This window comes from Streptosporangium sp. NBC_01469 (genome assembly GCF_036227305.1).
Lineage (GTDB): Bacteria > Actinomycetota > Actinomycetes > Streptosporangiales > Streptosporangiaceae > Streptosporangium.
Window position 1 is genome coordinate 1,529,245 of sequence record NZ_CP109465.1, and the last position, 12,401, is coordinate 1,541,645.

The 12,401-nt window shown below is 71.1% G+C and carries 10 protein-coding genes; 6 read left to right on the forward strand and 4 right to left on the reverse strand.

The window, feature by feature from the left end; genetic code table 11:
- The first annotated feature begins 397 nt into the window (after nucleotides 1-397).
- Nucleotides 398-1,363 (forward strand): ATP-binding protein, encoded by a 966-nt coding sequence (locus OG587_RS06730; RefSeq protein WP_329087868.1) that lies wholly within the window; start codon nucleotides 398-400, stop codon nucleotides 1,361-1,363.
- 63 nt (nucleotides 1,364-1,426) lie between these two features.
- Nucleotides 1,427-1,813, forward strand: coding sequence for an SCO5389 family protein (locus OG587_RS06735; RefSeq protein ID WP_329087869.1), 387 nt, complete (start codon nucleotides 1,427-1,429; stop codon nucleotides 1,811-1,813).
- Between the two features lie 58 nt (nucleotides 1,814-1,871).
- On the opposite strand, the gene OG587_RS06740 is transcribed toward OG587_RS06735, so the two are convergent.
- On the reverse strand, nucleotides 1,872-2,558 hold the full coding sequence (locus OG587_RS06740; protein WP_329087870.1) for a ribonuclease HII: 687 nt from the start codon (nucleotides 2,556-2,558) through the stop codon (nucleotides 1,872-1,874).
- Nucleotides 2,559-2,726: 168 nt separating this feature from the next.
- Nucleotides 2,727-3,737 carry a LysR family transcriptional regulator gene (locus tag OG587_RS06745; RefSeq protein WP_329087871.1) on the reverse strand — a complete coding sequence of 337 codons (1,011 nt, stop codon included), beginning with the start codon at nucleotides 3,735-3,737 and terminating at the stop codon, nucleotides 2,727-2,729.
- A 128-nt stretch (nucleotides 3,738-3,865) separates the two neighbouring features.
- Here OG587_RS06745 and OG587_RS06750 point away from each other — a divergent pair, with 128 nt between their 5' ends.
- Entirely contained in the window at nucleotides 3,866-5,146 is a 1,281-nt protein-coding gene (locus tag OG587_RS06750) for a pyridoxal phosphate-dependent aminotransferase (RefSeq protein WP_329087872.1), read from the forward strand.
- Nucleotides 5,147-5,319: 173 nt separating this feature from the next.
- Entirely contained in the window at nucleotides 5,320-5,964 is a 645-nt protein-coding gene (locus OG587_RS06755) for a GNAT family N-acetyltransferase (RefSeq protein WP_329087874.1), read from the forward strand.
- Nucleotides 5,965-6,233: 269 nt separating this feature from the next.
- Here OG587_RS06755 and OG587_RS06760 read toward each other — a convergent pair whose 3' ends face one another.
- Nucleotides 6,234-6,728: a hypothetical protein gene (locus OG587_RS06760; RefSeq protein WP_329087876.1), complete on the reverse strand. Its 495-nt coding sequence runs from the start codon at nucleotides 6,726-6,728 to the stop codon at nucleotides 6,234-6,236.
- A 304-nt stretch (nucleotides 6,729-7,032) separates the two neighbouring features.
- On the opposite strand from OG587_RS06760, the gene OG587_RS06765 reads away from it, so the two are divergent.
- Nucleotides 7,033-10,167 carry an AfsR/SARP family transcriptional regulator gene (locus OG587_RS06765; protein WP_329087878.1) on the forward strand — a complete coding sequence of 1,045 codons (3,135 nt, stop codon included), beginning with the start codon at nucleotides 7,033-7,035 and terminating at the stop codon, nucleotides 10,165-10,167.
- A gap of 314 nt (nucleotides 10,168-10,481) precedes the next feature.
- Here OG587_RS06765 and OG587_RS06770 read toward each other — a convergent pair whose 3' ends face one another.
- Nucleotides 10,482-11,942 (reverse strand): DUF7059 domain-containing protein, encoded by a 1,461-nt coding sequence (locus OG587_RS06770; RefSeq protein WP_329087879.1) that lies wholly within the window; start codon nucleotides 11,940-11,942, stop codon nucleotides 10,482-10,484.
- Nucleotides 11,943-12,079: 137 nt separating this feature from the next.
- On the opposite strand from OG587_RS06770, the gene OG587_RS06775 reads away from it, so the two are divergent.
- Nucleotides 12,080-12,394: a hypothetical protein gene (locus OG587_RS06775; RefSeq protein ID WP_329087881.1), complete on the forward strand. Its 315-nt coding sequence runs from the start codon at nucleotides 12,080-12,082 to the stop codon at nucleotides 12,392-12,394.
- The last annotated feature ends 7 nt before the right edge of the window (nucleotides 12,395-12,401 follow it).

Below are 12,401 nucleotides of genomic sequence, written 5' to 3' on the forward strand. Positions count from 1 at the left end.
ACCGGTACGTACCACCAAAGCCCCTTGCTGACCTTTGTCCACGATCTCGCCGGGGGGTCAAGATCAACCAACTCGGGGTGGGATACCCGGACTGGCCGGATCTCATCGGCGCCGATGGCAAACATCCGCCCCACCGATCCCCAAGGCAGCTGTCGAGTCCGTACAGGAGACCGCGAAGCGGTAACAGCGGATCTTCGGCACCGGTCATGACATGGCGGGCGTTTTCTCTCACACCTTTCACCCGTATTTGTCGTGAGAGGTCACCTTTATCGGCATTCGCGAAGCGAGCACACCTCCCCACTTCCCCGCGATACGCGCCACGCGCCCCCGCCCGTCGTGGCATGATGGGTCCCTCCAGGGATTGAAATGATTTTCATAACCAGATTGGACGGTCGTCGTGAGGGTGGCATTCGTCGGCAAGGGCGGCAGCGGCAAAACGACTCTGTCGGCGCTGTTCGCGAGATACACAGCGAGCCGGGGCGGTCCCGTCGTGGCCGTCGACGCCGACATCAACCAGCACCTGGGCATGGCACTGGGGCTGGCCGACGGTGCGCTGCCGAGGCCGATGGGCTCGCACCTGACCGAGATCAAGGAATACCTGCGGGGCGACAACCCCCGCATCTCATCGGCTTCCGCGATGGTCAAGACCACCCCGCCGGGGTCCGGCTCGCGGCTGCTCCGCCTCGACGAGCGGGACGACCCGATCCACACCGGATTCTCCGTCGCCACGGCCGAGGGCCCCAGCCTGATGGTCACCGGGCCGTTCAGCGAGGACGACCTGGGGGTGGCGTGCTACCACTCCAAGGTCGGCGCCGTGGAGCTCTATCTCAACCATCTGCTCGACGGCGCGGGCGAGTACGTCGTGGTCGACATGACGGCCGGAGCCGACTCCTTCGCCTCGGGACTGTTCACCCGCTTCGACATGACCTTCCTGGTGGCCGAGCCGACCCGCCAGGGCGTGAGCGTCTACCGGCAGTACCGCGACTACGCCGCCGACTACGGCGTGCCGGTCGCGGTGGTGGGCAACAAGATCCACGGCCCCGGGGACGTGGCGTTCCTGCGCGATCAGGTCGGCGACGACCTGCTGGTCTGCCTGGAGCACTCCTCGGCGATCCGCGCGATGGAGCAGGGCCGCCCCTTCACCCTCCGGGACCTCGAACCGGCCAACTCCCGGGCCCTGGGCACGATTCTCGACCATCTCGACGCCCAGGAGAAAGACTGGTTCCGCTTCGGGCGCCAGGCCGTGCAGTTCCACCTCCGCAACGCGGAGGCCTGGGCGAACAGGGCCACGGGCGAGGATCTGGCGGCCCAGATCGACCCCGGCTTCGTCTTCGGGCCCACGCGAGTGTCGCTCTCCCGCTAGATGGAGCGCTCAGTAGGCCCGACCTAGTGTCTGATGAATCCCCTTCTGTGAGGAGAACGCAGCATGTCGCTGACCGTTTCGAACGATCTTCTCGACCAGGCCAAGGCCGGTGAGGTGGACGACGCGGCATTCGTCACCTGTGTCAGAGACTCCCTTCCCTACGCCTGGTCGCTCATCAGCGAGCTGGTCAAGGAGCGCGAGCACACCGGTGCCGAGTTCGCCGACAACACGGTGCCCCCGCCGGACGAGGCCGCTCGCGGCCAACTCCTGCGCGCTCTCGCCAGCGACGCCATGCGCGGCGCCCTGGAGCGCCACTTCGGGGTGAGGCTGGCCTTCCAGAACTGCCACCGGGTCGCCGTCTTCGACCCGTCCGCCACCGGCGCCCACGCGGAGTTCGTCACCGCCAGGTCGCAGATCCTCAACCAGACGCCCGAGCTGGTCGACTGCTGACGGCCTCGTTCCGAGACGGACCGCCTTCCCCGGTCTCATCCCGGTCTCCGGACCGGTCTCATTGCGGGCGGGCGGGCGGTCCGAAGAGCCCGAGCTGGCCCTCTCCTGCCAGCGGGTTGCGATGCCTCTTGAGGTGGCGCCACCGGGGAAGGTCGTCCAGATAGGACCAGGACAGGCGGTGATGCTCCGTCGGGCCGAGGGAGGCCAGCGCCGCCTGGTGGACCGGCGAGGGATAGCCCGCGTTGTCGGCGAACCCGTACTCCTCGAAACCCAGCGAGGCCATGTAGGTGTCCCGCCGGACCTTGGCGATCACGGAGGCCGCGGCCACGGAGACGCAGGAAAGGTCACCCTTCACCTCGCACCTGACCGGCCAGGGCGCGCCCAGATAGTCGTGCTTCCCGTCCAGGACGACCACGTCGGGCCGGACGGGCAGCCCGGCCAGTGCCCTTCTGGCCGCCCTGCGCAGGGCCTCGGTCATCCCGAGCGCGTCGATCTCCTCATGGGACGCCTCGCCGTACCCGATCCCGGCCGCCCAGGCGGTGATCTCGGAGACCATGGCGACGCGGCGGGCGGGGCTGAGCAGTTTCGAGTCGGTGAGCCCGGCGGGCGGTTCCGACAGGTCGGTGACCACGGCGCAGACCGCCACCGGGCCGGCCCAGGCTCCGCGCCCGACCTCGTCCACCCCGGCGACCAGTTTGGAACCGCCGTCGTTCAGCAATCGCTCGAGCGCGTAGGTGGGAGGCACGTGCCGACGTTACCGGGACGCGAGACCCCGGGAGCCATCCTGGTAAAGCATCACCTTGACGCGGACCCCCGGGCGTCGCACCGGTCGCACACCACCCTGGTCAAGCATCACCTTGACGCGGACCCTCGGGCGTCGCACCGGCCGCACCCCGGTCGAACACCACCCTGGTCAAGCATCACCCTGACGCGGACCCCCGGGCGTCGCTCCGGCAGGGTCCTCGAACTCCGGCCGGGCCCCCGGGTGTTCCCTGGACGCCGGCTCGACCCCCTCCAGGTCGGCGGCGAGGAGCCGGGCGGCGACGTGGACGGCCCGGAGGGTGACGGAGACGGCGGGGCGGTGGACGCTGGACGATCGGGCGACGGCGTGCACGACCCGGCCCACCGGCGGGCCGGGAAACCGGCGGACGGCGATGCCGCGGACCCCGGCGGCCAGCGCCAGGGCGGGGACGGCGGCGATGCCGATGCCCTTGGCGACCAGGCCGATGATCGTGCCCAGTCCCTCGAACTCCCAGGGCACCGGCCGGTGACCGCCGACGTCGGCCATCAGCCGGTCCACCGCCAGCCGGGAGGGCTCGCCGTCCGGGGTGGCCATCCAGGGCTCGTCGCGCAGGTCCCGCAGGTCGACCGGGACGTCGGGGGAGGCGAGCCGGTGCCTGCGCGGCACCACGAGCACCAGCGGGTCGCGCAGCAGCGGGAAGACCCGCATGGTGTCGGGCTCGCGCATCCGGCCGTGCCAGTCGTCGATCAGGGCGATGTCCACCTCGCCCGACTGCACCTCGCGCATCCCGCGCCCCGAACGGCTCTGTCCCATCCGCAGGGTGAGCTCGCCGTGCCGTCGCAGCGTCCTGGCCAGCGCGGGCGCGAAGGCCACCGCGGCGGTCGGGAAGGCGGTCACGGTGACCCGCCCCGACGGGGTCGCGGCCTGGGCCGACAGGTCGGACTCGGCGCTCTCCACCATGGCCAGGATGCGCTCGGCGTGCTCGACCAGGCGGCGCCCCGCGTCGGTCAGCTCCGCGCTTCTGGCGGTCCTGTCGATCAGCACGGCGCCCGCCTGGCGCTCCAGCGCGGCCAGTTGCTGCGAGACCGCCGAGGGGCTGTAGCCCAGGGAGGTCGCGGTGGCCGCGATGCTGCCCCGGCGAGCGAACTCACAGATCAGGACGAGCCTCCGCAAATCAAGCATCAGTTTTCCTTACGCCCACCCATGACAACCGAAGCTTGTCCTGATGCACCCCATCCCACCAGGCTGAGAGGCGTTCCACAACGTCCCGCAGTGTTCCGCAGTGTTCCGCGACGAGTAAGGACCCCGCGATGAGCGTCACGCTTTCCGCCACCCTGGCGGCCAACGAGGACATCGAGCGAAGACGGCGCGCCGGTGAGCGCGTGCTGCACCTGGCCTTCGGTGAGGCCGGCCTGCCCGTGCATCCGGTCCTGCGTGAGCGGCTGGCCGCGGCGTCCGGGCTCAACGGGTACGGACCGGTCGCCGGCGCGCCCGCGCTGCGCGAGGCGGCCGCCGGCTACTGGTCGCGGCGCGACCTGCCCACCGACCCCGGCCTGGTGGTCTGCGGCCCCGGAAGCAAGCCCCTGCTGTACGGCCTGCTGCTCGCGATCGGCGGCGACATCGTGCTGCCGATGCCGAGTTGGGTCAGCTACGCCGCCCAGACCGAGCTGGTCGGGGCGCGTTCCCTGCTTGTTCCGACGCCCCCCGGCGAGGGTGGGGTGCCGGATCCCGAGCGCGTGGCGGCGGCGGTCAGGCACGCCCGTACCCAGGGGCGCGACGTGCGCTCGCTGCTGGTCACGCTTCCCGACAACCCCACCGGCACGCTGGCCGGGGCGTCCACGATCCGGCGGATCGCCGAGGTCGCCCGCGAGCTCGACCTGACGATCGTCTCCGACGAGATCTACCGCGACCTGGTCCACTCCCCGGCCACCGGTTTCCTCAGCCCCGCCGACGTGGCTCCCGAGCGGACCGTGATCACCAGCGGGCTCAGCAAGAGCCTCGCCCTGGGCGGCTGGCGGATCGGCGTGGCCCGGCTCCCGTCACCGCTCCTGCGCGACCGGCTCCTGGCGGTGGCGAGCGAGATCTGGTCCAGCCCGGCCGCACCGGTCCAGCAGGCGGCGGCGTACGCCTACACCGAGCCGCCGGAGCTCGTCGAGCGGGTGGCCCGGAGCCGCGAGCTGCACGGTGCGGTGGCGCGGGCGGTGTACGAGCGGTTCGTCCGCGCGGGCGTGCGGGTGGACGCGCCCCAGGGTGGTTTCTACCTCTACCCCGACTTCATCGGGTTCGACTTCGCGTCCTCCGCCGATCTGGCCACGCACCTGCTCGACCGACACGGCGTCGGGGTGCTCCCCGGCCACGTCTTCGGCGACGACCCGGCGGCCCTGCGGGTACGGGTGGCGACCAGCCTTCTGTACGGCGAGACGGCGCGGCTGCGGCTGGCCGCGCTCGACGCCCCGGACCCCCTGGAACTGCCCTGGATCTCCGCCTCGCTGGATGATCTGAGCGAGGCGCTGACCGGTCTGCGCGCGACGGGGCGGGCGCCCCGGTCCCGGGTGCGCGTCCCGCTCGTCACGGCGCCCGCGACGGGGTGATCGCACCCTCGCCGGGAACGCTCCCGCGGCGGGTGTCCCGGGGTGGTTCCAGCGGCTCCCACCTGGGATTTCTCGCCGTGAAGGCCCACCGGTCACGGGCGTCCCTCGATGCTCACCAAGATGTCTCGTATCGTTTGGTATCAAGCATGGGAAAGAGCCCTCATTATGTGCTCATGCCCGCTTTTGTCACCCTGTCCGGGCGCCTCGTGCGCCTGGAACCGCTCAGCCTCGCGGTCGTCGACGACCTCGTCGCCGCGGCGAGTGAAGACCGTTCTACCTACGCCTTCACTCGCGTCCCCAATGGCCGGGACGAGATGGTCTCCTACGTGGAGGCCGCTCTGGCTGAGCAGGCGGAGGGCCGCACGATGCCCTTCGCCATCCGGTGGCTCCACACCGATCGCGTGGTCGGTGCCACCCGTCTCATGCACCTGGAGTACTGGCAGGGCCCCATGCCCTGGCCGCCGGGCGCTCGTGGGGCGGTGGGCGATGTCCCGTCCGTGGCGGACATCGGTTACACCTGGCTCTCCGCCTCCGCGCAGGGAACCGGTATCAACCGCGAGAGCAAGTATCTGATGCTCTCCCTCGCCTTCGAGACCTGGCAGGTCCACCGCATAACCCTCAAGGCCGATATACGGAACGTACGCTCCCGGGCCGCCATCGAAGCCCTCGGCGCGCACCTCGACGGTGTGCGGCGGGCGGAGAGCCGAGGCGCCGACGACACGGTCCGAGATACCGCGTACTACTCGATCCTGAGCGACGAATGGCCGATCGTCCGAGAACGGATGCACGCGCGGATGGGGCTGGTCGAGGCCGCGTGAGACGGACACCCGAGGTGTGGGATATGAGGAGAAACGGGTAGCCGAAAAGGCTATGTTTCTACAAACAGTACATAACATCAAAAACAACGCTTCAGTCACTTAATGGAACAAAAGGCCCGCCCGGAATCCGGGCGGGCCTGGTGTTCGTCCGGCGCCGCACGCGAGTCGCGGCTCGCGGGGGCAGCGGGTCGGATGGAGATCGCGGGTGGACGTTCACGGATCGGTGTCACCGGTACGACTACCGGAGGGATCCGCCGGAGGCCCCGGGGTCACTCCTCGTCGTCGGACTCGATCTCGTAGATGTAGCGCCACTTGCCGCACAGCGTCCTCTTGGCGTCGTGCCTGTCCCAGTAGCAGACCCTGACCTGCAGGTTGTCGATATCGTCCGCGACGTAGTGGAAGCGCTGGTAGCCGCTGGTGCCGCACTTGCGCGACCAGGAGTAGTTCTCGTCGCCGTCGTGGGTCTCGAACTTGAACTGGGCGTAGCCGCACAGCCAGTTCGGCGAGTTCTTGTCGTAGAGCCTGCCCTGGACGTGGAGGCGGTCGTCCTCGTCGAGCCGCACGGTGCCCCGGGCAGCGGCGCGGGAGTCGTCGTAGAACCTGGAGTAGTAGTAGCCCCAGGGCTCCTCGTCGTAGCCGCTCGATGCGGCGGGGGCGGCGGTGAGGGTGGCGGCGGAGGCGGGGGAGGCGAGGGCGGGAACACCGATCGCGATGACGGCGGTGGCGGCGGCGAGGCCGAGAAGTTTGCTGATCGAGCGGCGCATGGTGGTTCTCTCCTTGAGGGGTGCGGCTCCCGTCTTCCGGAGGAGCCATGGCTCATTGATAGGCGCGTGTGCCTGCATCGCGCTTACAGCCCCTTTATCCCTGCCTGCAATCCGCTGACATGTCGGGCATGGCCGCCCCCGTATGGGGCCATGCCCGACAGCACCCAGCATTGAGCGCGCGACTCAACAGCCGATTGACGTGCAATCAACGTCTCGGCGAACAAGCAAGCCTCTACCTACGTGGTAAGCAAGGGAGGACCTATCATTTGGCCATAAAACTTTCCATTGGGCGGAGATTCGAGACATGGCTGTTCAGGACAGCGGAGACGGACTGCGGTTCGCCGTGCTCGGTCCTGTCCAGGCATGGCGCGACGGTTCCGAGCTCGACCTGGGAACCCCGCTGCAACGTTCCATTCTGGCGATGCTCCTGCTGAGGGAGAGCCGGGCGATCACACCGGCCGAGATGATCGACGCGATCTGGGGGGACGACGCCCCGCCCCGCGCGCTCGGCGCCCTGCGCACCTACGTCTCCCGGCTGCGCGCGGTGCTGGAGCCCGGCAGGTCCCCGCGCACCCGCCCCGAGCTGCTCACCTCCGTCGGCAGGGGGTACGCGCTGCGGCTGAACGGCGGTTCCCTCGACCTGCTCCTCTTCGAGCGCGGCGTCCAGGAGGCCGAGGCGGCGCGCCGCGAGGGCGACCCGGCGCGGGCCGCGGAGAGCCTGCGCGTGAGCCTGGCGCTGTACACCGGCGAGCCGCTCGCCGGGGCCGTCGGCCCGTACGCCGAGCACCAGCGCGGGCGGCTCGCCGAGCGCCGGATGAGCGTGCTCGAGGTCCTGATGGACCTGGACCTGGAGCTGGGCAGGCACGCCGACGTCCTGTCCGAGCTGATCGCGCTGACCGCCGACCACCCGCTGCGCGAGCGGCTGCGAGCCCAGCTGATGCTGGCCTACTACCGGTGCGGGCGCAAGGCGGAGGCCCTGGCGGCCTTCGCCGACACCCGCGCCACGCTGATCGAGGAGCTGGGCATCGAGCCGGGCTCCGACCTGACGAGCATGCACCAGCGCATCCTCACCGGTGACCCGGCCCTCGCACCGGCCCCGGCCGGCCCCGCGCGGCCCGTGCCCGCCGAGGTCACCGAGGTGGCGGAAGCCGCCGCGCGGGAAGGCCCGGAAGCGAAGCGTCCCGAGCCGGATCCGGAGCCCGCGAGGGCGGCGAAGGCCCGGACGACGGCGATCACCCCGGAGCTGCCGCGACCCGCGCAGCTGCCCGCCGCCGTGAACGACTTCACCGGCCGCCGCCAGATCATCGCGCGGCTGCGCACGCTGCTGTCGTCCCACGACGGCTCCGAGGGCGTGCCGGTGGCGGCCATCTCCGGTATCGGAGGCGTGGGCAAGACGGCCCTGGCCGTGCACGTCGCCCACGCCATGCACGACCTGTTCCCCGACGGCCAGCTCTACGCCGACCTGCGCGGGTACGGCGAGGAGCCGACCGCGCCCGAGTCGGTGCTGGCGGCCTTCCTGCGCGGGCTCGGCCTGCCCGCCGACGCCATCCCCGACGGCATGGCCGAGCGGTCCGCGCTGTTCCGCTCGCTCCTGGCCGACCGGCGGATGCTCGTGCTGCTGGACAACGCCCGCGACGCCGCCCAGGTGGGCCAGCTGCTCCCCGGCTCGGCCGGGTGCGCGGCGATCGTGACCAGCCGGGGCAAGCTCGCCGACCTGGCCTCGGCCAGGCTCGTCGACCTGGACGTCATGGAGCCGGACGAGGCCCTGGCGCTGTTCGGCATCGTCGCCGGCGTGGAGAGGGTGGAGGCCGAGCGCGCCGCCGCCATGGACGTGGTCGCCGCCTGCGGTTTCCTGCCGCTCGCGGTGCGGATCGTGGCGGCGCGCCTGGCCGCCAGGCCGTCCTGGACGGTCGCCTCCCTGGTGCCCCGGCTGGCCGACGAGCGCCGCCGCCTGGACGAGATGCGCGTGGGCAACCTCGCGGTGGAGGCGACCTTCGCCCTCGGGTACGGCCAGCTCAACCCGGCCCAGGCCCGCACGTTCCGGCTGCTCTCCCTGCCCGGGGGCCCGGACATCTCGGTCGGGGCCGCCTCCGGGTTGCTCGCGCTGGACCCGATGGACACCGAGGACGTCCTCGAGTCCCTGGTGGACGCCAGCCTGCTCGAAGCCCCCGCCCCCGGCCGCTACCGCTTCCACGACCTGCTCAAACTCTTCGCCCGCCGCGTCGCGGAACGGACCGAGAACGCGACGGAGGAGAGCTGCGCCGCGGGTGAGACGAGGCGGGGAGAGCGGCGCGGGTCCGGTGTGAGCGTGACCATCGGCGGGGAGGGCGAGGCGGCGCTGCGCCGGCTGCTCGACTTCTACCTGGCGTCCGCGCGCTCGGCGCACCGCCTCGCCTACGAGGGCAGCACGATCGCCGACCAGCTGGGAGTCACCGGGACCGGTCACACCTTCGCCTCCGCAGACGAGGCGGTGGCCTGGCTCTCGGTGGAGGCGGAGTCGCTGTTCGCGTCGATCGCCCAGGTGACCTGCGCGGACGAGGCCGACGAGCTGCTGCCGGGGGCCGACCTGCTGCTCGCCATGGAGCCGCTGCTGGAGTCGGGGAGCCACGCCCGTGAGTTCGAGAGCCGGACGCGGGAGATGCTGGCCGTCGCGCGGCGGCTCGGCGCCGTCTCCAGCGAGCTGCGCTGCCGCTACGTGCTCGGGCGGGTGCTGTTCGGCGCCAACCGGCTGGCCGAGGCGGAGGAGGAGTTCCGTACCTCGCTGGAGCTGTCCGCCGGAGGCGACCGCATCGTCATCGGCGAGGTGTTCAACGCGCTCGCCGTCGTGGCCGGGCGCCGGCGCCGCCACGTGGAGGCTTTGGCCTGGTTCGAATCGGCGCGCGAGGTGTTCCGGGAGGTCGGGGCGCGGGGCGGGGAGGCCCTGACGCTCAGCTACTCCGCCCGCGACCACCTTTTCCTGAACCAGCCGAAGGAGGCGATCGCCGCCGCCGAGCAGGGGCTGGCGGTGTTCATCGAGATGGGCTTCAGCGCGGGCACCGCCAGGGCCCGCTACCACCTGGGGATGGTCCTGTCGCGGGTCGGCCGGCTGAACGAGGCCGTCCATCACCACGCCGAGTGCCTCGCCTTCTTCAGGGCCAGCAAGCAGCGGGTCTGGGAGCAGCGGGTCTGCTCCCGGCTGGCCGAGACGTTCATCAACGCGGGCCGCTTCACGGACGCGGCCCGTCACGCGGAGCAGGCGCTTACCGTGAGCCGGGAGATCAGCCACCCGTACGGCGAGGCGCAGGCCCTGTGGGTGTTAGGCAAGGCGCTCAACGGTCTCGGCAGGGTCGAGCGCGGCCGCGACTGCCTCGTCCGGGCCCACGACCTGTTCGGCAGGCTCGGAGCACCCGAGGCCGAGGATCTGCGTCTTCTGCTGGAGCGTGACCAGGTCGACAGCTGATCCCAGGCCGTCGTACAGGTCGTCGTCGAGACGCGTCATCCAGACGTGGTTGATCACCGGTGTTCCCCTCGAAGTCAGGCCCCGCGATTCGGAATGGGTGTGGAGGTCCGGCCGGCCGTCTGACCCGGGCGACGCGTAGGGGGCCCGGTCATCCGGTGCGTCGCGCGCGGGTCGGCCGCCTCACTGTGACGGTCGGCCGGACGTGGCACGGACCCTTCACCCCCCGGGTCCGTGCCCCACGACCAGAGCCTCTCCCACGGCGTTTGCCATCCGATTGACAAGCGATAGCGACGATATCCACAGCCTGTGGACAGTCACCCTGTGGATATGTGGAAAAACCCTTCGGCGATCAGTGGACGGAGCGCACCGGGAGTCTTCGCCCGCAGGTCGTCGTGGTCCTCACCGGTCAGTTCCGCGATCGCGGCGAGCAGCGGATCCAGTGGATAATCGCCGTCGCAGACCCCCGCGAGGGCGGCTTCCACGGTCCCGACCACCGCGCTGCGGCGCAGCCCCCCGGTCTGCCTCAGCACGATCCGCGCCGGGTCCTCGGCACCCGGCGGCCCGACCCGCTCCTCCAGCACCCCCTCGGCCACCGCGAGCCTGGAGCCGAGCAGCTCGGCGTCGGTCAGCCGGTGCGCCGTGGTGATCGCGCCGAGCACCTCGTCCACGTATCCGCCGACCGGCAGTTCCACCGGCCGCCCGTACTCCTCCACCCGCACGACCGGGTCGAGGCTCCCGGAGTCGTTCAGCGTGATCCAGCCGAAGCCGATCCCGGTGACGTTCTCCGCCTCGAACCAGCCGAGCCAGTCGTCGTAGAGCTCGCGGTGGCGCGGGGTGCCCTGCTCGGCGGCGTCCCTCAGCCACAGCTCGACGTACTCGGCGGGATCCTGGACGTCGCGCTGCACCGCCCAGCCGTCGCAGCCGGTCCCGGTGAGCCAGCCGCCCACCCGGTCGCGCCAGTCCTCGCCGTCGACGTGCAGCCAGTTGGCCAGCAGGTGACAGGTGCCGCCGGGGGCGAGGTGGCGGGGCGCCCGCCGTACGAGGTCGCGGCAGAAGTCGTCGGCGTGGAAGCCCGACTCGCGGTAGGTGAACCGGCCGGCCGGAGAGATCACGAACGGCGGGTTGGCGACGACCAGGTCGAAGCGGTCGTCCTCGACGGGGTCGAACAGGGAGCCCAGCCTCGCGTCGACACCGGTGATCCCGGACAGCGCCCAGCTGAGACGGGCCAGTTCCAGGGCGCGCGGGTTGACGTCGGTGGCCGTGATCTCCTCGGCCCTGCCGTCCAGGTGGAGGACCTGCACCCCGCACCCGGTCCCCAGGTCCAGGGCGCGCCCGACGGGGCGGCGGGAGGCCAGCTGGGCCAGGTTCGCCGAGGCGCCTCCCGCGCCGACGACGTGGTCCGGGCGCAGGGCCGGATCTCCCGGCCTGACCTTGCGGTCGGAGACGACGTAGCCACCGGCGCCACCGGTCTCCCAGGGCTGCAGATGGACCGCGGAGACGACCCGGCCGCCCTCGACGGTCACCAGGCCCGCGGCGGCGAGTTCCTCCACGGGAAGGCCCGCCGGCACCCCCCGCGCCTCCACGGGGGCACCGAGCCACCACAGCCGGATCAGGGTGGCGAGCGGGTCGCCCTCCGCGGTGGCGCGCAGGGCGGGCACCGTCTCCTCGCGGGACAGCGCGGTGGCGGCGACGTCGCCGAGACGCTCGCGGACACCGTCGATGGTGTAGCCGGTGTCGAGCAGAAGCCCCCTGAGCCGGCCAAGCAGATCGTTCACCGGGCAATCCTCGCACCGGGCACGTCCGAACGCTCCCGGTGATGAGACTGTTACCCATCGGGGTAAGCGTTCTGCAAGCGGACTTCAAGTGGAAAGCGGTACTTCTTGGTAACCGCACCACCCGCTCCCAAGGATCCATGATGCTGATCCCCTGCTTCGCCTGCGAGTCCCGTTTCCATCCTGACGAATATTTCCGCGCCTGCCACGACTACCACCGTGGCAAGGATCTGGTCGCATGGACCTGCCCGCGGTGCGGCAATCAGGATGAGTTACGGGTCTTTCCCGGAGAGCTGGGGTTCGGCTACGCCCGGCGTGGCGGGTTCGACGTCTCCGACCGGGTGCGGGTGCCCGGCCTGCGGCGCCGGCGTCAGGACCTGCGGTTGGACATCTCGCTGGACGAGGACGTCTGGCGGGTGTCGACGCGGACACGTCAGCTGGTGGGAGCGCACTGAGACCGCT